Annotated in this window: 15 protein-coding genes; 13 read left to right on the top strand and 2 right to left on the bottom strand. The window is 62.0% G+C overall.

All coding sequences use genetic code 11. The features are described 5' to 3' along the window. The first annotated feature begins 356 nt into the window (after positions 1-356). The 12 genes from BFP95_RS24265 (at position 357) to BFP95_RS24210 (ending at position 14,005) form a co-directional block, all read left to right on the top strand. Entirely contained in the window at positions 357-1,250 is an 894-nt protein-coding gene (locus BFP95_RS24265) for a TauD/TfdA dioxygenase family protein (protein ID WP_065910835.1), read from the top strand. 14 nt (positions 1,251-1,264) lie between these two features. Continuing rightward, the gene (locus BFP95_RS24260; RefSeq protein WP_065910834.1) at positions 1,265-2,290 is read left to right on the top strand and encodes an ABC transporter substrate-binding protein; all 1,026 of its coding nucleotides are present in this window, start codon (positions 1,265-1,267) and stop codon (positions 2,288-2,290) included. A 1-nt stretch (position 2,291) separates the two neighbouring features. Next, a complete protein-coding gene (locus BFP95_RS24255) occupies positions 2,292-3,143 on the top strand; it encodes an ABC transporter ATP-binding protein (protein WP_065872828.1) in 852 nt (283 codons plus the stop codon). 12 nt (positions 3,144-3,155) lie between these two features. Then, positions 3,156-4,004, top strand: a complete 849-nt coding sequence (locus BFP95_RS24250) for an ABC transporter permease (protein ID WP_065872827.1) — start codon at positions 3,156-3,158, stop codon at positions 4,002-4,004. A 51-nt stretch (positions 4,005-4,055) separates the two neighbouring features. Further along, positions 4,056-4,976, top strand: a complete 921-nt coding sequence (locus BFP95_RS24245) for a LysR family transcriptional regulator (RefSeq protein WP_065872826.1) — start codon at positions 4,056-4,058, stop codon at positions 4,974-4,976. A 232-nt stretch (positions 4,977-5,208) separates the two neighbouring features. Further along, positions 5,209-6,744, top strand: a complete 1,536-nt coding sequence (locus BFP95_RS24240; RefSeq protein ID WP_065910833.1) for an MFS transporter — start codon at positions 5,209-5,211, stop codon at positions 6,742-6,744. 15 nt (positions 6,745-6,759) lie between these two features. Further along, the gene (locus BFP95_RS24235) at positions 6,760-7,818 is read left to right on the top strand and encodes an HlyD family secretion protein (protein ID WP_065872824.1); all 1,059 of its coding nucleotides are present in this window, start codon (positions 6,760-6,762) and stop codon (positions 7,816-7,818) included. Beyond that, a complete protein-coding gene (locus BFP95_RS24230) occupies positions 7,815-9,260 on the top strand; it encodes an efflux transporter outer membrane subunit (protein WP_065910832.1) in 1,446 nt (481 codons plus the stop codon). Before BFP95_RS24235 ends, BFP95_RS24230 begins: the two co-directional genes overlap by 4 nt. Positions 9,261-9,334: 74 nt before the next feature. Further along, positions 9,335-9,844, top strand: a complete 510-nt coding sequence (locus BFP95_RS24225) for a sigma-70 family RNA polymerase sigma factor (protein WP_065872822.1) — start codon at positions 9,335-9,337, stop codon at positions 9,842-9,844. Continuing rightward, positions 9,841-10,791: a FecR domain-containing protein gene (locus BFP95_RS24220; RefSeq protein WP_065872821.1), complete on the top strand. Its 951-nt coding sequence runs from the start codon at positions 9,841-9,843 to the stop codon at positions 10,789-10,791. Before BFP95_RS24225 ends, BFP95_RS24220 begins: the two co-directional genes overlap by 4 nt. Before the next feature lie 92 nt (positions 10,792-10,883). Beyond that, complete coding sequence (locus tag BFP95_RS24215; RefSeq protein WP_065879691.1) at positions 10,884-13,337, top strand: TonB-dependent siderophore receptor; 2,454 nt, start codon at positions 10,884-10,886, stop codon at positions 13,335-13,337. Positions 13,338-13,435: 98 nt separating this feature from the next. Beyond that, positions 13,436-14,005 (top strand): hypothetical protein, encoded by a 570-nt coding sequence (locus BFP95_RS24210; RefSeq protein WP_065872819.1) that lies wholly within the window; start codon positions 13,436-13,438, stop codon positions 14,003-14,005. Positions 14,006-14,016: 11 nt separating this feature from the next. On the opposite strand, the gene BFP95_RS24205 is transcribed toward BFP95_RS24210, so the two are convergent. Then, a complete protein-coding gene (locus BFP95_RS24205; RefSeq protein WP_065910831.1) occupies positions 14,017-14,721 on the bottom strand; it encodes a DUF3142 domain-containing protein in 705 nt (234 codons plus the stop codon). Continuing rightward, positions 14,718-16,886, bottom strand: coding sequence for an outer membrane assembly lipoprotein YfiO (locus BFP95_RS24200; protein WP_065910830.1), 2,169 nt, complete (start codon positions 16,884-16,886; stop codon positions 14,718-14,720). Before BFP95_RS24200 ends, BFP95_RS24205 begins: the two co-directional genes overlap by 4 nt. Positions 16,887-17,060: 174 nt before the next feature. Here BFP95_RS24200 and BFP95_RS24195 point away from each other — a divergent pair, with 174 nt between their 5' ends. Continuing rightward, positions 17,061-18,665 (top strand): glycosyltransferase family 39 protein, encoded by a 1,605-nt coding sequence (locus BFP95_RS24195; protein WP_065910829.1) that lies wholly within the window; start codon positions 17,061-17,063, stop codon positions 18,663-18,665. Positions 18,666-18,694: the final 29 nt, after the last annotated feature.

The raw sequence follows: 18,694 nt of genomic DNA, 5'->3' as shown, positions 1-18,694 counted from the left end.
TGCTCCTTATTAGAATGGGCATGGCTAATTGGATCCAATGCACACTAGAGACTGACCATAGGCTTGTCAAACGCGCACAGTTTCGGCTTGTAAGCGCTTCAACATAACGCTCTGAGCACCCACAGCCAGCCTCTATCGGGTCTTACGCATTCAGGTTCAACTCGCCTGCTATCGAGCGGGAAATTGCAGTACAGGCAGCTAAGCGCTCGTCACTTCGACACTGCAGTTTATTCCCTTGGCGCCAAGCGCGCGGGGTTTGGTCACCACATTCCCGTATATCGATATTCACTAACGGTATTTAAAATGCCGTTCTTATATCTATAAAGTCATTTCCCTGTCTGACCGGGAGTGACCTCATGTCCGCCACCTCTACTGTTCCAACAGCGACCGCAACCGCCCAAACGTTCGAGATTCGTCCATTTCCCGGTAGCGTTGGCGCCGAGATCATCGGCCTGGACCTGTCGCGCCCGGTCAACGATCAGGATTTCTCGCGTATTCACCGTGCGCACCTGGACCATCACGTCGTGGTGTTTCGCGATCAGCGCATCACCCCCCAACAACAGATCGCCTTCAGCCGTCGCTTTGGCGTGTTGCAAATCCATGTGCTCAAACAGTTCTTGCTGGCTGACCATCCGGAAATCCTGATCGTCTCCAACATTATCGAAAACGGCCAATCCATCGGCCTGGGGGATGCGGGCAAGTTCTGGCATTCGGACCTGTCCTATAAGGAGCTGCCCAGCCTGGGCTCGATGCTTCACGCCCAAGAGTTGCCTTCAGAAGGCGGCGACACCTTGTTTGCTGACATGCACAAAGCCTGGGACCAATTGCCGGAACACCTGCGCAAAGCCGTCGAAGGCCGCAGCGCCGCCCATTCCTACACGGCGCGTTACAGCGAAACCAAATTCGAAGGCAACTGGCGCCCCACGTTGACCCCTGAGCAGCTGGCCCAGGTGGCGGAAGTCGTACACCCCATCGTGCGCACCCACCCGGAAAACGGCCGCAAGGCGCTGTTCGTCAGTGAAGGTTTCACCACCCGTATCGTCGGCCTGCCGGAAGACGAAAGCCGCGACCTGCTGGCCCAGCTCTACGCCCACAGCGTGCTGCCCCACACCATCTACCGCCACCAATGGCAGCCCCACGACCTGGTGTTTTGGGACAACCGCTCGCTGATCCACCTGGCCGCCGGGTGCCCGAGCCACCTGCGCCGCAAGCTGTTTCGCACCACCATCCAGGGCGACGCGCCTTTCTGATACGGAGCATGACCATGTCCAGGAAACTTCCATTTGCACGGCTGGCCGCGACCGTCGGTCTGGGCGTCAGCCTGCTGGCTGGCGGCCTTGTTGCACCGGCGGCTGCGCAGGCTGAAGGCGAGATCCGCATCGCCGAGCAGTTCGGCATCGTTTACCTGTTGCTCAATGTGGTTCGTGATCAGAACCTGATCGAAAAATACGGTAAGCAGGAAGGTATCGACATCAAGGTCGACTGGACCCAATTGTCCGGTGGTGCAGCCGTCAATGATGCATTGCTCTCCGGCTCCATCGATATCGCGGGTGCCGGTGTCGGCCCGCTGTTGACCATCTGGGACCGCACCCACGGCAAGCAGAACGTCAAGGCGGTCGCTTCCCTGGGCAACTTTCCGTACTACCTGGTGAGCAACAATCCCCAGGTCAAGACCATTGCCGATTTCACCGAAAAAGATCGCATCGCTGTACCGGCAGTAGGCGTGTCGGTGCAGTCGCGCTTCCTGCAATACGCCGCCGCCAAACAATGGGGCGATAAAGCATTCAATCGCCTCGATAAGTACACCGTCGCTGTCCCGCACCCGGATGCCACCGCGGCACTGATTGCTGGCGGTACCGAGCTGACTGGGCACTTCTCCAACCCGCCGTTCCAGGACCAGGCCCTGGCCAACCCGAACGTGCATGTGGTGCTCAACACCTACGACCTGCTCGGCCCGAACTCGCCGACGGTGCTGTTCGCCACCGAGAAATTCCGCAATGACAACCCGAAAACCTACAGGGCGTTCGTCGAAGCATTGACCGAAGCGGCGCAGTTCGCCCAGAACAATAAAGGCGCCGCAGCCGACACTTACATCCGCGTGACCAAGGCCAAGATCGACCGTGCCGCGCTGTTGAAAATTATCGATAACCCGCAGTTCGAATTCAGCGTCACGCCGAAAAATACCTATCCGCTGGCGGAATTCCTCTACCGCGTCGGCGCCATCAAGAACAAGCCTGAATCGTGGAAGGACTACTTCTTCCAGGACGCCAAGCCCCTGCAAGGAAGTTGAGATGAACGCACCCTTGCAAGGCCACACGGCCAGCAACCTGCATACCACCGCCCCGTTACTGGCGGTGGATAACGTCAGCCTGGAATACCGCACGCCTGAGCGCGTGGTGCGGGCTACTCACCAGGTGAGTTTCGAGATCGACCCGGCCGACCGCTACGTGCTGCTCGGGCCTTCGGGCTGCGGCAAATCCACCTTGCTCAAGTCCATCGCCGGGTTTATCAAGCCTTGCGAAGGCGAGATCCGCCTGTTGGGCCAAAAGGTCGAACAACCTGGTCCGGATCGCATCGTGGTGTTCCAGGAATTCGACCAACTGCCGCCGTGGAAAACCGTCAAACAGAACGTGATGTTTCCACTGCTTGCGTCGAAAACCTTGAAGCGGCCTGAAGCCGAAGAACGTGCGTTGCATTATCTCGACAAAGTCGGCCTCACGGCCTTTGCCGATGCCTACCCACACACCCTGTCCGGCGGCATGAAAGCCCGTGTCGCCATCGCCCGTGCCTTGGCCATGCAGCCGAAAATCCTGCTGATGGACGAGCCCTTCGCCGCCCTCGACGCGCTGACCCGGCGCAAGATGCAGGAGGAGTTGCTGCTGCTCTGGGAGGAGGTGCGCTTCACCCTGTTGTTTGTCACCCACTCCATCGAAGAAGCGCTGGTGGTGGGCAATCGCATCCTGCTGTTGTCGCCCCATCCCGGGCGTGTGCGCGCGGAAATCCACAGCCATCAATACGACCTGCACAGCCTCGGTGGCGTGGCGTTCCAGGCGTCGGCGCGGCGGATTCATCGCTTGTTGTTCGATGAAGCGCCCGAAGCCGAACGTGAGTTGGGTTTTGCCGATATTCGCATCGCTTACTGAAGGGTCAACCCAATGCGCCAGGAATACGAAATTACCCTAGAACCGCTGCTCAGCATTCCCGTGGAACGCGAGCTGCCCCTGCGCCAACGCCTGTGGCAACAAGGCTGGCTGCGCAAGGGGTTGATCTTGATCGTGCTCGCGATCCTCTGGGAAGCCGTTGCGCGCTACCAGAACAACGACCTGCTGCTACCGAGCTTCCTGCAGACCTTTCATGCGCTTTACGACGGCCTGCTCAGTGGTGAATTGCTCAGCAAAGTCAGCATCTCGCTGGTGGTGCTGATCAAGGGCTACCTGATCGGCATCGTGCTGGCGTTTGCCCTGACCACCTTGGCGGTGTCGACCCAACTGGGCCGCGACCTGCTAAGTACACTGACCTCGATGTTCAACCCGCTGCCGGCCATCGCGCTGTTGCCGCTGGCGCTGCTGTGGTTTGGCCTGGGGCAGAACAGCCTGATTTTCGTGCTGGTGCATTCGGTGCTGTGGGCGTTGGCGCTCAACACGTACTCGGGGTTCCTCGGCGTGTCCGAGACCCTGCGCATGGCCGGCCGCAACTATGGCCTCAAGGGCATGCGCTTTGTGCTGTTCATCCTGATCCCGGCGGCACTGCCGTCGATCCTCGCGGGCCTCAAGATCGGCTGGGCGTTTGCCTGGCGCACGCTGATCGCCGCCGAGCTGGTATTCGGTGCAACAAGCGGCAAGGGTGGTCTGGGCTGGTACATCTTCCAGAACCGCAACGAGCTGTACACCGACAAGGTGTTTGCTGGCTTGGCGGTGGTGATCCTGATCGGGTTGCTGGTGGAAAACCTGGTGTTTGACACGTTTGAGCGGCTGACGGTGAAACGCTGGGGCATGCAACGCTGAATACGCTACGATTGCGCCAAGTTCACTCCCCACTGATCACGAGTGCCTGGCATGCAGCTACCGGACATGAACCTGTTGGTCGCCCTCGACGCCTTGCTTGATGAGGGCAGTGTGGTCGGCGCCGCACGGCGGATGAACCTCAGCCCGGCCGCGATGAGCCGCACCCTCACTCGGATTCGCGAAGCGGTGGGCGACCCGATTCTGGTACGCGCCGGTCGCGGCCTGGTGCCGACGCCCAAGGCGCTTCAGTTGCAGGGCCAGGTGCGCAATGTGGTGGAGCAGGCGGCGCTGCTGTTCCGCTCGGCGGACCAGGTTGACCTGAGCACCTTGCGCCGCCGCTTCAGCGTGCGCGCCAATGACTTTTTTATCGGCGTGTATGGCGGTCGCCTGTTCGACACCATGGAGCGCATGGCACCGCTGTGCGAGCTGTGCTTTGTGCCCGAAGGCGACACCGACGACGAGGCCCTGCGCGAAGGGCGGCTGGATTTGCGCGTGAGCAACACCACGCCGACCAGCCCCGAAGTGAAGGTGCAAAACCTGTTTTCCACGACCTTCGTCGGCCTGGCGCGGGAAGACCACCCGTTGTTCGACGAGGAAATCACCGCGGCACGCTTCGCCAGCTATTCCCATATCAGCATCTCGCGGCGCGGCATTGCCCGTGGGCCGATCGACACCGCGCTGAACGCCCAGGGCCTTGAGCGCCGGGTGGCGATGATCGCTCCGGGCTTTCACGGCGCGATGTTCATGCTGCCCGATTCCGACCTGATCCTGCCGGTGCCCAAGGAAGCGTTGTTGAGCGCCAATCGCCTGAAACTGCCACTGCGCGCGTTCGCCTTGCCGATCTCGCTGCCCACGCTGGTATTGGCGCAATCCTGGCACCCGCGATTCGACAAAGACCCCGCCCATAAATGGCTGCGCGAAACCATGCGCGAAAGCTGCCACGCCACTTGGCTCGAAGCCCAACCCACTTGAATCTAAAGCGAGCACGGTCCATGTGGGAGCTGGCTTGCCTGCGATAGCGGTGGGTCAATTAACCAGTGTGTATCAGACAGCCCGCCATCGCAGGCAAGCCAGCTCCCACAGGAGTTTGCGCAGATTTTTAGGATTGCGTCTGGCGCACTTATAACCTGCCAACAAGTAACTTTTTGTCATATGTGTGCCTGATTAAACTGCTCGGGTATTGACCATTCCGAGTTACCTGTTCATGACTTCCCTCGCTGCCCCCACCCTTGCGGCCGCAGCCAAGCCCACTGCCATCACCCCGCCCGTATTCGGCCCGCGCATCATCATCGGCCTGGTCGGCGTGTTGTTGGCGGTGCTGGTCTCCGGTCTCAACGAGATGGTCACCAAGGTGGCCCTCGCAGATATTCGCGGCGCTCTATACATCGGGTTTGACGAAGGCACCTGGCTGGTTGCGGCCTACACCGCCACCTCCGTGTCGGCCATGGCCTTTGCGCCCTGGTGTTCGGTGACTTTTTCGCTGCGGCGTTTCACCCTGTGCGCCATCGGCCTGTTCACCGTGCTCGGCATTTTGTGTCCGTTCGCGCCGAATTACGAAAGCCTGTTGGTGCTGCGCACCGTGCAAGGCCTGGCGGGCGGTGCATTACCGCCGATGTTGATGACCGTGGCGCTGCGCTTCCTGCCAGCCAGCGTCAAGTTGTACGGGCTGGCCGGTTATGCGCTCACCGCTACCTTCGGTCCCAGCCTGGGCACACCGTTGGCGGCGCTGTGGACCGAATATGTCGGCTGGCAGTGGGCGTTCTGGCAGATCGTCGGGCCATGCCTGTTGGCGATGGCCGCCGTGGCCTACGGCCTGCCGCAAGACCCGCTGCGCCTGGAGCGCTTCAAGCAATTCAACTGGCGTGGCTTGCTGCTGGGCTTCCCGGCGATCTGCATGCTGGTGATCGGCATCCTGCAAGGCAACCGTTTGGGCTGGTTCGAGTCGGGGCTGATCACGTTCCTGCTGAGCGGCGGCGGCGTGTTGCTGGTGCTGTTCATGGTCAATGAATGGTCGCACCCGATGCCGTTTTTCAAGCTGCAGATGCTTGGCCTGCGCAACCTGGCGTTCGCCTTGATCGTGCTGGCAGGCGTGCTGATGGTGCTGACCTCGGTGATCATCATCCCGTCGAGTTTCCTCGCCCAGGTCCAGGGTTACCGGCCCCTGCAAACTGCGCCGGTGATGTTGCTGATGGCGCTGCCGCAGTTGATTGCACTGCCGTTGGTGGCGGCGCTGTGCAACCTGCGGTGGGTCGATTGCCGCTGGGTGCTGGGCATTGGCCTCGGCATGTTGGTGCTGTGCTGCATAGGCAGCGCGCACCTGACCTCGGAATGGATTCGCGACGATTTTTACGGCCTGTACCTGCTGCAAATCTTCGGGCAACCGATGGCCGTGTTGCCGCTGCTGATGCTTTCCACCGGCAGCATCCAGCCAATGGACGGGCCGTTCGCCTCCGCCTGGTTCAACACCGTCAAGGGCTTGGCCGCCGTGATTGCCACGGGCGTGCTCGATGCGCTGACCACCCAGCGCCTGCACTTTCACTCGACGATGTTGGTGGACCGCCTGGGCAACTCGCCCCTGGTCGATGGCGACGCGTCGGGCCTGGCGCACCGCCTGCACGAGCAGGCGGTGGTGCTGACCTCTTCGGATCTCTATTACGTCATGGCCGCGGTCGCGGTGGCGTTGATCCTGCTGATTTTCTGGATGCCCACGCGGATCTTTCCGCCCCGCGCTCCGACTTGATTGAAAGGACTGTTCATGAAACGCAAAGACAAAATTGCCGTCTCCGTTATCGCCGTGTTTGCCGTTGGTGTGCTGGTGTACCTGGCCGCGCCGGGCCTGCTGGGCAGCAAGCGCCAGACCACCAACGACGCCTTCGTCGCCGCTGATTTCACCTTGGTGGCACCGCGCGTGGCGGGCTTTATCAAGGAGGTGCTGGTGGAAGACAACCAGCGCGTCAAGGCCGGGCAACTGCTGGCGCTGATCGACGACCGCGATTTCCGCGCCGCCGCCCAGGCGGCTGACGCCGACACGCTCGTCGCCCAAGCCCAACTGAAAAACGCCACCGCCACCCTCGAACGCCAAAGCTCAGTCATCGCCCAGGCCCAGGCCACTGTCGCGGCGGATCGCGCCGAAGTGGCCTTCGCCGAACACGAGTTGAACCGCTACAACCACCTCGCCGGTGTGGGCGCCGGCACCGTACAGAACGCCCAGCAGGCCAAGACCCGCATCGACCAGGCCACCGCGCGCCTGGCCAGTGCTACGGCGGTGCTGGCGGCTGAACGCAAGCAAGTGGAAATCCTCACGGCCCAGCGCGATGCCGCGGAAGGTGGGCTCAAACGCGCCCAGGCCGCGCTGGAATTGGCCAGTTACCAACTGTCGTACACGCGCATCGTCGCGCCAGTGGATGGCATGGTCGGCGAGCGTGCGGTGCGGGTCGGCGCCTATGTGACGCCGGGCAGCAAGATCCTCGCGGTCGTGCCGCTGGAACAGGCCTACGTGGTGGCCAATTTCCAGGAAACCCAGCTTTCCCATATGCACGCCGGCCAAGCCGTGCAGGTGCGCGTCGACAGCCTCGACGGTGAACTGCTCAACGGGCATCTGGAAAGCCTGGCGCCTGCGACTGGGGTGACGTTCGCTTCGGTCAAACCCGACAACGCCACTGGCAACTTCACCAAGGTGGTGCAGCGGATTCCCGTGAAGATCGTCCTCGAACCGGGTCAGGCGCTGACCGAGCGCCTGCGGGTCGGCATGTCGGTGGAAGCCAGCGTCGACACTCAGCCGGTCGCGCAGCAGCGTGAGGTGGCCCAGCAATGAAACAAATTGCCTGGCTCACGTTGAGCATCATCAGCCTGAGTGCCTGCACCGTCGGCCCGGACTTTCAGAAACCCCAGAGCCCGCAAGTGGCGCAATGGAGCGAACCCCAGGGCCGCAAGGCGGCCAGCCGCGCCGTCAGCGACCCGCTGCAGGAACGCTGGTGGGATGTGTTCCACGACGAGCAACTCTCGGCCCTCACGCGTCGCGCGCTCACCGATAACCTCGACTTGAAACTGGCCAGCAGCCGCCTGCAACAAAGCCGCGCCGTACGCCAAGTGACCACTGCCGAGCGCTATCCCAACGTCAATGCCACCGGTGACTACCAACGCCAACGCAACAGTGGCAAAGGCCTGAGCGACCCGTCCGGCAACAACGGCCGTTCGGCCTTCAATCAATGGGACATGGGCTTCTCCGCCTCCTGGGAGCTGGATTTCTGGGGCCGCGTCAAACGTGAAACCGAAGCCGCCGACGCCACCCTGCAAGTGGCTGAAAACGACCGTCGCGCTGTGCTGCTGTCAGTGTTGGCCGAGACCGCCCAGGACTACATCCAACTGCGCGGCGTACAGAACACCCGCGCCGTCACTGAGCAAAACCTCGACGTCGCCCGCCACAGCCTCAAGCTTTCGCAGTTGCGCTTGGCTGACGGCGTGGCGACAGATTTGGATGTGGCCGAAGCCGCTGCCCAAGTCGCCGCCATCGAAGCGCGCCTGCCAGATTTGCAACAGCGTCAGGACCAACTGATCAACGCCCTCAGCCTGCTGATGGGCGAGCCGCCGCAAGCCTTGCACGCGCAGTTGTCCAAGGACGCCGCCGTGCCGCAAACCCAGCGCCAGGTTGCAATTGGCTTGCCGTCGGAGTTGGCCGAGCGTCGCCCGGATATCCGCCAGGCCGAGGCCCGGCTGCACGCTGCCACCGCGAGCATCGGCGTAGCCAAGGGCGATTTTTACCCGCGCATCACCTTGTCCGGCAGCCTCGGTTCCCAGGCCATGCAACTCTCGGATTTCGGTTCCTGGGGCTCACGCGCGTTTGCCTTCGGCCCGCAGTTCAGCCTGCCGCTGTTCAATGGCGGGCGTTTGCAAGGCATGCTGAACCTGCGCGAAGCCCAGCAACAGGAAGCGGCGCTTGCCTACCAGCAAACCGTACTGCGCGCCTGGCATGAGATCGACGACCAGCTGACCCGCTACAACGCCAGCCAACTGCGGCGCGACAGCCTCGCTGAAGCCGTGCGCCAGAACCAGATCGCCCTGACCACCGCGCAGCATCAGTACGTTGAAGGGGTGGTGGATTTCGTCAACGTGCTGACCGTGCAAAGCGCGCTGCTGGCCACGCAAGAGCAGTGGGTGGAAAGCTCCACCGGTGTGTCCCTGGCGATGGTTGGCCTGTACAAAGCCTTGGGTGGCGGCTGGGAATCGGTGTACCCGCTGCAAGCCGCTGGGCGCTGAGTTACAAAGAGTTTTTGTCAGTCGCGAAATAAGGTGTAATGATAATTGCTCTCAATAGTGTATCTGAGCTTTTCATGGACACCGCGACTGACGGCCAGCAACAGCTTCATCTTTTGTACCGCGATCATCACGGCTGGCTCCAAGGCTGGCTGCGCAAGCGCCTGGGCGATCGCGAACACGCCGCCGATATCGCGCAAGACACCTTCCTGCGCCTGCTGGTGTCGGGACGCTTCCCCGGCGATAAGGAAAGCCGCAGCTACCTGGCGCAGATCGCACGCAACCTGGTGATCGACCAATGGCGGCGCCTGCGCATTGAGCGCGCCTATTTGGAAAGCATCGCGCACTTGCCCGAGCCGGAGTCGCCGTCCCTGGAAACCCGCGCGCTGATCCTCGAAACCCTGATGCGGATCGACGCCATGCTCGACCGCATGCCTGACAACGTGCGCCGCGCATTCCTGCTGTCGCAGTTCGAAGGCTTGAGCTATGCACAGATCGCCGAGCGTTTGGGCGTCACCGTCAGCTCGGTGCAGAAATACATGACCCGTGCGATTGTGGCTTGCTACCAAGTAGCTTACGAAGAATGAAACATGACGCGCCTATTGCCCAGGCCATTGTCGAGCAAGCCAGCGAGTGGCTGATGCTGCAATGGGGCGGCGACCTGCAAGGCGAACAACGCCAGGCCTTTGCCCGCTGGCAGGCCGCCGACCCGGAACACCGGCGTGCCTGGCAGCGTTTGCAGCACTTGCAACACACCCTTGGGACCGTACCCGCCGACAGCGCCCGCGCAGTGTTGCGCGACACACCGGACACCCAGCGCCGCGCGGCGCTAAAGCTGCTGGGCGTGTTGTTGATGGCCGGCGGCAGTGGTTACTTGGTGCAACGCAGCGAACCCTGGCAAGCCGCGTTCGCCGAATATCGCACCCACACCGGTGAGATTCGTCACGTCACCCTGAGCGATGGCACGCGCCTGGACCTCAACAGCGACAGTGCGGTGGACCTGCGTTTCAGCAGCACTGAGCGGCGTATCCGCCTGATCCGGGGTGAGATCTTGCTGACCAGCGGGCACGACCCGGTTCGACCTTTAATCGTCGAAACCCCAGCGGGTGATGTGCAGGCGCTGGGCACGCGCTTTGCCGTGCGCGAGCTGCCCGACGGCAGCCGTGTCGACCTGTTCGAAGGTCGCGTGCGCGTCACCCCGTTGCATGGCGCAGCCGTGCAGATGAATGCGGGCGACAGCCTATGGTTCAACCAGCGCCAAAGCTCGGCGCTGGCGGCGGTGAGCGCCAATGCCAGCAGTTGGACCGAACACCGCCTGATCGCCGAGCGCCAACCGCTGGGTGAGTTTGTCGCGCAACTGAGCCGTTATCGTCCGGGGTTATTACGGTGTGATCAGGCGGTGGCGGGCTTGTTGCTCACCGGCGTGTTTCCGCTGAACGATACCGACGCCATTCTCGCCGCGTTGGAGCGTTCGTTGCCGGTACAGGTGCAGGCGGTCACGCGCTATTGGGTGACGATCAAGGCGCGGGTCTGAACATTTTTTCAGGCGTGCTTGTCGGTTTTTGCGTCCCGCTCGGGATACCTCTTGAAAGCCAATCAAGAAGCGTTCTCACGGGGAGTCCTGCAATGCCGCACCACCCAATCCAACCCTTGGCCCGCGCCCTGCGCCGTGGCTTGTTTGTCAGCCTGTTGGCGACGGTGCCGATGGTACCGACTTTCGCTCATGCCGAAGAAAGCGCCGAGACGCTGCGCAGCTACAACATTCCGGCTGGCAGCCTCGACCAGGCGCTGAATCGCTTTGCCAGTGCCTCGGGCATCTTGCTGTCGGTGGACGCCACGCTCACCGAAGGCAAGCGCAGTGCCGGTTTGCAGGGGCGCTTCGGGGTCGGGTCCGGCCTGGAACGGCTGCTGGCGGGCAGCGGTTTGTCGGCGGTGCAATCCCAGGGTGGTTGGTCGTTGCAGGCGGTTCCCAATGGCGGGCCTTTGCAGCTTGGCGCCACCCAGATCAGCGGCCAGCAAGCGCAGGAAAGTGCCTGGGGCCCGGTGGATGGCATCGTGGCAACGCGCAGTGCGTCCGGCAGCAAGACAGACTCATCGCTGGTGGAAATCCCCCAAACGATCAACGTGATCACCGCCGCCGAAATCAAGGCGCGTGGCGCCCAGAGCGTCACCCAGGCGTTGCTCTACACCCCTGGCATGAGCGCTGGCGGCTTCGCCGACCGGGTCAAGTTGTTCGATGAGCCGACTTCCCGGGGCTTCTCGCCCACGCCGCTTTACCTCGATGGTTTGCACCTGCCCTACGGCGGCGGCAGTACCGGGGGCGCGTTGCAGATCGAGCCGTATTCCCTGGAGCGCATCGAAGTGCTCAAGGGCCCGGCCTCGGTGCTTTATGGGCAGAACCAGCCCGGCGGCATCGTCAATATGGTCAGCAAGCGACCCAGCGCAGCCCCGATACACCAAGTGGTACTGGAAGCCGGCACCTACGAGCATAAAAGCGCGGCCATCGACCTGAGCGGCCCGCTGGATGAGCAGGGGCAATTTCTGTATCGCCTCACCGGCCTGGCCAACGATGGGCAGGACGAAGTCAATTACGTCGAAAACAAACGCCAGTTCATCGCGCCCAGCCTCACCTGGCGGCCCAACGATGACACCAACGTGACGCTGTTCGCGCAGTACCAGAAAGACAAAGGCGTGCCCGAAGCCCAAGGCTTGCCGGCGTCCGGCACCTTGTGGGACAACCCCAACGGCAAGATCAAGCGCGACCTGTTCATAGGTGAACCGGGCGTCAACCAGTACAACCGCGAGCAATACGTGCTGGGCTACGAGGTTTCCCACCGCCTCAACGACACTTGGACCCTCAAGCAGAACGCACGCTACGCCGAGGTCGACGACCGCTACACCGCACCGTTGCACGGCTACCGTTTTGTCGCCAACCCGGTCACCGGCGTGCAGGACCAACGCTACCTGCAACGCTTCGGTGTGGACTGGGCGCAGAACAACAAAGTGTTTGGCGTGGACAGCATCGCCCAGGCCGAATTCGACACGGGTGCGTTCTCCCACACCATGATCTTCGGCCTGGATTACTACCATTCCAACTCGCAGTTCCATGGTTTGTACGATCGCAACCCGCCGATCATCGACCTGTTCAAGCCGGTCTATGGCCAGCGCTTGAACTTTGGCCAGCCGTATCGCTGGGACCGCACCATCACTCAGACCGGCCTCTACGTGCAGGACCAGATCAAGTGGGACAAATGGGCGTTGGTCCTCGGCGGTCGCTACGACTGGGCCAACGTGGTCAATAAAGAACCCCTGACCGATACCCGCTTCGCCAGCAAAGACCAGGCGTTCACTGGGCGTGCGGGACTGGTGTACCTGTTCGATAACGGCCTGGCACCCTTCGTCAGTTATACGGAATCCTTCCTGCCGTTGGCGGGCACCGATGCGAACCAAAAGCCGTTCGAGCCGTCCACCGGCAACCAATACGAAGTCGGCGTGAAGTACCAGCCGCCCGGCCAGAAGAGTTTCGTGCAGGTTTCGGTCTACCAACTGGACCAGGAAAATGTGCTCACCACCAATCCCGTGGACACCACCTTCAGCACCCAAAGCGGCGCCATGCGTTCACGCGGAGTGGAGCTGGAAGCCAAGGCTGCGCTTAGCGACGCTTGGGACATCGTCGCATCGGCGTCGCGCAACGACATCAAATACACCAAGGACAACGACGGCCGCCAAGGCCGCCACCCTGCCGGCATCTCGCCGCTCACCGCATCGATGTGGGTCAATTACACCGTGCTCGGCGACACTCCACTGGCCGGCCTCGGCGCAGGCCTGGGCGTACGCTACGCGCGCCAAAGCCTGGGCGACTACTACGAAGGCGCCTTCAACGTGCCGTCCTACAGCGTCTACGACGCCAGCCTGAGCTACGACCTGAGCCGTTCGCCGCTCAAGCTCAAAGGCGTGAAACTGGCGATGAACGTGCAGAACCTCACTAACAAAACCTACGTGTCGCAGTGCACCAGTAATCTGGATTGCTACTACGGGGAAGGGCGCACGGTGGTGTCGAGCCTGACCTACGACTGGTAGGTAATCGGTTGTAGGAGGCCTCCTGATTGAGTGGGGTGTGAACTTTGAACGTCTCGCGAGCGTTAGCTTCGGCTGGCAACCCTCGCGAGATACTGCCCATGTCCATCGCCGAAAATCCCTATGCCACACCGCGCTCCAGCCTGAGCTGGATGCCGGTTCGTGAACCGATGTTTCTGGTCGTGGCCCCGCGCAAATTCCTCGTCATGATGCTGCTGACGCTGGGCGGCTACTTCGTCTACTGGCTCTACCGACAATGGACGTTTTATCAGCGGGCCACGGGCAAGAGGCTATGGCCCTGGGTTCGGGTGCTATTTCCGGCGTGCTATTTCTGTTCGCTGATCCTCAGCGTGATGCGTGAACTGGAGCAGGGCGAGTCCGCCTACCACTGGTGGCCACGTTGCCTGGCGGTGGCGATTTTTGTGTGCGGGTGTTTGCCCTTCACGGTGTTGTGGCTGCTTTCACCGTTCGCCGCACTCGCTGTAGCTGCCTGCATCGCAATGTTGCAGGTCGCGCTGGCGTTGCAGTTGCAAGATGCGATTAATCATTTGGAGCATGACCCCGACGGGGCGAGAAACACGCATCTCACGAGCGCCAATTGGGTTGCAATAGTGGTTGGGCTGCTGGGATGGGGGTGGGTTGTGACAGGCGTGGTGTGGGGCGCCGGTTGAGGGGGAGTGTTTCAAGGGTTCTGCAAAAATACCACATACCCCCGAAACCACTCACTCCGCTGCAAATACCCAGGTTCCTCCCACGTCCCGCCTTGAATCAGCCCGATCTTGAACGGCAACCCCAGCCTATTCATTCGTGGCAGGTACGCCGCGTAATCCGGAATGCTGTGCCGCCCTTGATAGGTCTGCACTACCACTTCATCCACCACGCCTTTGAGCTGCGCAATGGCGGCCGGGTCGGCGTTGCTGCTCCAATCCATCAGGCCAGTGATGCTCAAGCGCAGGTCGGCCGGCAGGCGTTGGCGCAGGTCGCGCAGGAAGTCGGCGTATTCGTGCAGGTATTGGGTGCGGGCGTCGAAGTCGATCTGGATCCCGACGACCGGGTTGCCCGCTTCACGCCAGCGTTGCACCTGGCCGAGCAGTTGACGGTAGACCTGTTCTGGCCAGCGCAGGGTGTGGGCGCGGTAGACGATCCAGATTTCACCCTGAGTGATGCGCGGCACGCTGATGCCCTGCGCGATCATCTGCACGCCGCGCCCTGGCGCGCGGCGGGTGGCGTTGATCTGGCCCTGAAGGATGTACAGGGTTTTGGCCTGCTTGAGCACCGGTTGTGTGGTGACGCCGCTCCACAGCCAAAAGGCGTCATAGTTGCGGGCGTCGACGGCGCCGAAGGCCGGGCTTGCCAGTAACAGCAAGCCTAGCCACAGGTGTTTCACCAGTAGTACTGCAGCGACTTGCCCCACTGGGTGTCGGCAAAGCTGCTTTTCAACTGGCGGAACCAGGCTTTGCGCACGGCGGGCTCAACGTCTTGCCCGCCGCAGCTGTTGTAGCCGGACGGCCCATAGCAGTTGATGGCGCGGAACAGCGCGTAGGCCCTGTCATTCTTCGGCGCCTTGGTATTGCCGATCACCTGTTTGTAGCCGTCCAGGCGCGAGAAGGTTTCGCCCTTGAAGTCCGATGCGGTGCTGCCCAGGCTGCCGGCGGCGCGCGCCTGCTCCAATGGCATGCCGTCCAGGCCGTTACGCAGGATGAATTCACCCAGGCAGTTCAGGCCCTGTGGATTCTTCGCGTCATTTTGCAGGACGGCGGCGGTTTGCGTGATGGCTGGGCAGGCGTAGCCGGATTCGGCTTTATCGCCATTCCACTGGAACAGCTTCAAGGTCTGGCTGGCGCTGTAGACGTAGCCCAAGCTGGTACCCAGCTTATCTTCAGGGGCAGCGACCGGCAGTTGCTTGAGGTCCTCGGCGAATGTCGCGTACTGGCCGCGCAGCAGGTCTTTGTAGAGCAGCACGAATTGCGCGGTCTGGCGTTCCAGCGGGTCGCTGGCCTGGGCGATCTGCTGGCGCAGCAGCTCAGGGCCTGCAACGTTGCGCAGCAGAATGTAGCGCACCTGCTTGGCGCTGATCGGCGAATCGGCGGCGAACACTTTGGCCAACTGGCCGCTGCGCTCGTAGTTCATCGCCAACGCCAGCTCAAGCTGGTCGCGTTGCAGCGGCATTTTCGCCAGGGGCAGCAGTTGCAGCCATAGTGCTTCGGCGCCTTTCCAGTCTTGCTTGGCTTCCAGGGCCAGTGCGCGCAGGGTCTGTTGGCTGAAGGCGAAGTAGTTCAGGCTCGACGGCACGCTCTGGGGCAACTGCTTCAAGGCGGCGTCCGGTTGATGCTCGATGTACAACGCACACACCGCCAGCAAGTAGTCGTACAGCTCCGGCGCGCTGGCGAATGCGGCTTTTTGCTTCTCCAAGTCGGCGCGGGACAGGGCAGGCTGGTTGCCACCGCGCATCACCATCAGGTCGCTGACAAGCTGGATCATCGGCGTGGTGACGGTCTCGCTATTAACCATCAACAGCTTGAGGTCGGCTTCCTCCACCAGTTCGTCCACCGACACATTGCGCTGCGTATCAGTCGCCTGAGTCATCGCCCAGGCGTAGGCCTCGGCGAGCTTGGTGTTGTCACCCGCCAGCCAATACACGCGGCGCAACAGGCCACGGGCGGAGGCCACGTAATCGCCCTGTGGATAAGTTTTCAGGTAGTTGAGGAATCCTTCTTCGGCATCGCTCAGGGCGGACTTATCCACATGCTCAAGACGCGGCATGCCGTATTCGTCGAAGGCTTCAGCCTGGGCCTGGTTCAAAGAAGTGCGCGCCGTCATGTACAGCGCGGTTTCCTGCAGCCAAGGCACATTGCTACTGCTGGCAGCGGCAAAACCGCGTTCGGCGTCACTGAAACGACCGCTGTAGAAGTCGGCGGCGGCCTGCAGGTAAGTGCGAAACAGCTGGCCGTCGGCGGACTGGATCTGCTGGGCGTCCGCCACTTGGCCGTCCCAGGAGCAGGCGGTCAGCAACTGCAAACGCGCCTTCACCAGCACCTCGCGCTCGGCCGCCGGCATGTCAGCCTTGATCACCTGGCTGATAAATGCGGTGGCGCTGTCATCGTCATTGCTGCGGCAGCGGCTGCCCTCGCCATTGAGGAACGCTTCACCGGCGGTTTTGTACTCGTCGCGCTTGATGCCCAGAGCTTGGAGCAGCGTGTCGAGTTCGGCGGTGCGCGAGTCGTCCGGCTTGTTGTCGGGTTCTTCGTTTGTGCTGCGCATAGGCGCCAGTCGATAGACCGGGAAGGGCACCGGGCCAAAGCCCTGGACCAGGTCGTCTTCGCTCAAGGCATTGGGCGCCAGGGGCGCAGCCTTTTTGTCCGCCAGCAGCAGGCGCAGGTTGACGCGGCTGTCGTTGCCCGGGTTGAGGAAGGGTTGGTTGCTGCACGCGTCGAGACTGTCACGCGAGACCCGCCAATCGGGGTAGCACGAGTCGTCGGAGCTGGCCTGGGCCTGTTGGGTCATACCCGCGAGCAGTGCCAGTGCCAGGGGTGACAGAAAACCGATGCGCATGACGTGTCCTTGATCCTGAGTCCTTGGAGGAGGGCAATAATAGCGTGTTCCTACGGTCGCTTCGGAGAAGCCCTGCACAAATTGCCGATTTATCGGGTTATAGAAGCGAATCAGGGGCTTTTGTCCTAGAGTGGCGGTGTTTGCACTCAGGCAATCAAGGGCAGGGGAATCGAGGTGCGTCGGTCTGTGGTAGAGCAAAACGAAAAGGTCGGGACGTTACCCGCACTCAACCGCCTCTCTTGGGAAGGTGCCGGTTGGATCAGCCGACTCTGGTGGGTGCCGATTCTGGCGCTGGCCATGGCCCTGCGTTTTTACAACCTGACGGCGGCGGCGATCTGGGGCGACGAAGGCTCCAGCCTGTTGCTCAGCGAATACGCCGTGGCCGACCTGTGGTTCCACGCGGCGCATGATGTGCACCCGCCGCTGTATTTTTTTCTGCTGCGCGGCTGGATTGAGCTGTTCGGCGACAGCATCTGGTCGATTCGCAGCATGAGCGCCGTCCCCGGTGTGGTCGCCGTGGGCCTGGGCGTCTGGCTGACGCAGCAATTGTCCAGCCGTCGTGCGGCGGTGCTGGCGGGCATTTTGCTGGCGCTATTACCTACGGCGGTGCGCTACAGCCAGGAAGTGCGCATGTACTCGCTACTGGGCGTGTGGTTGCTGGGCGCCACGCTGGCGCTGGTGTATTGGGTGCGTCAACCCGAGCGCACGCGTTATCTGGCGGCCTATGTCGTGTTGATGAGTGCTGGTTTCTACACCCATTACTTCACGGCGCTGTGTGTGCTGGTGCATTGGGCCTATCTGGGTGTGCTTTGGGGTACGGCGCCGCGAGACCGGCGCCTGATCACCCGCCCGGCATGGTGGGCGGCTAACGCCGCGATTGTGCTGTTGTATCTGCCTTGGCTGCCTAACCTGTTGGACCTGGTGCAACACGTCGAACAGCTCAAGGTGGGCGGCGACATAGGCTGGGAAGAACCGGTCAGCCTGTTCTCCCTGCCTTCGATGATCTGGCAGTTCGTGCTCCAGGATGAAGGCGTTGGCTTCTGGCCGCCGTTGTTCTGGCTGTTTCCGCTGCTGCTGGTGACTGTTGTTGTGATCACCGCTTGGCGAGATCGCGAACGCTGCCGACCGGCCAGCCTGCTGGCGCTGCTTTTCCTGTTGCCACTGCTGCTGGTCTACGGCGTGTCATTTGTTTCCCCGGTGTTTATCGAGCGCTACCTGACGGTATACGCCTTGGGCTTGCCGGTTCTTGTGGCGATGGCTATCGACCGCCTGCCGTCGCGGTTTTCACTGCTGGGGGTGGCGCTGTTTGTGCTGTTTGTCGGCGTCGAACTGGTGGGGTTGAAGAACAACTTTGCCGTGGATGAACACGACCAGTTCAACGTGCCGGTGGAGTTCGTCAACCGCAACTACCAGGAAGACGACCGCATCGTCCTCAGCGACATGATGTGGTACCTCAGCTACGTGTATTACGACCAGACCGACGCCCAATTGCAGCTCTACACCCCGCCCAAACCGGACGGCACGCCTACTCGGCCGAATGCGTATGGCTTCGGTACCTTGGTAGACCAGGACGGCGGGCGCATCTATCTCGACCGCCTGTCAGCACTGCCCGCCGAGACCCGGCGCGTGTGGTTGATCAGCAGCAACGAAGCGCCGGATGAATTCGCGCCGCTGCCCGTCGGCTGGCGCGAACTCAGTCGCCAGGATGGCGGCGGTGCCAGGGCGCGGTTGTTTGTGTTGTGCAACGTACCGTCGGCGCAACCCGAGGGCTGTCGCTAGACTGGGTTAATTCTTTTCTTTCAGGAGCC

Source organism: Pseudomonas sp. 58 R 12, from assembly GCF_900005865.1.
Classification (GTDB): domain Bacteria; phylum Pseudomonadota; class Gammaproteobacteria; order Pseudomonadales; family Pseudomonadaceae; genus Aquipseudomonas; species Aquipseudomonas tritici.
This window is presented reverse-complemented; position numbering and strand designations above follow the sequence as displayed.

Bases quoted from the DNA above. Each gene is read 5' to 3' on its own strand.
- BFP95_RS24200 (WP_065910830.1), bottom strand. From the start codon at position 16,886: ATGCGCATCGGTTTTCTGTCACCCCTGGCACTGGCACTGCTCGCGGGT.
- BFP95_RS24240 (WP_065910833.1), top strand. From the start codon at position 5,209: ATGACTTCCCTCGCTGCCCCCACCCTTGCGGCCGCAGCCAAGCCCACT.
- BFP95_RS24225 (WP_065872822.1), top strand. From the start codon at position 9,335: ATGGACACCGCGACTGACGGCCAGCAACAGCTTCATCTTTTGTACCGC.
- BFP95_RS24230 (WP_065910832.1), top strand. From the start codon at position 7,815: ATGAAACAAATTGCCTGGCTCACGTTGAGCATCATCAGCCTGAGTGCC.
- BFP95_RS24235 (WP_065872824.1), top strand. From the start codon at position 6,760: ATGAAACGCAAAGACAAAATTGCCGTCTCCGTTATCGCCGTGTTTGCC.
- BFP95_RS24260 (WP_065910834.1), top strand. From the start codon at position 1,265: ATGTCCAGGAAACTTCCATTTGCACGGCTGGCCGCGACCGTCGGTCTG.
- BFP95_RS24215 (WP_065879691.1), top strand. From the start codon at position 10,884: ATGCCGCACCACCCAATCCAACCCTTGGCCCGCGCCCTGCGCCGTGGC.
- BFP95_RS24265 (WP_065910835.1), top strand. From the start codon at position 357: ATGTCCGCCACCTCTACTGTTCCAACAGCGACCGCAACCGCCCAAACG.
- BFP95_RS24255 (WP_065872828.1), top strand. From the start codon at position 2,292: ATGAACGCACCCTTGCAAGGCCACACGGCCAGCAACCTGCATACCACC.
- BFP95_RS24220 (WP_065872821.1), top strand. From the start codon at position 9,841: ATGAAACATGACGCGCCTATTGCCCAGGCCATTGTCGAGCAAGCCAGC.
- BFP95_RS24210 (WP_065872819.1), top strand. From the start codon at position 13,436: ATGTCCATCGCCGAAAATCCCTATGCCACACCGCGCTCCAGCCTGAGC.
- BFP95_RS24250 (WP_065872827.1), top strand. From the start codon at position 3,156: ATGCGCCAGGAATACGAAATTACCCTAGAACCGCTGCTCAGCATTCCC.
- BFP95_RS24245 (WP_065872826.1), top strand. From the start codon at position 4,056: ATGCAGCTACCGGACATGAACCTGTTGGTCGCCCTCGACGCCTTGCTT.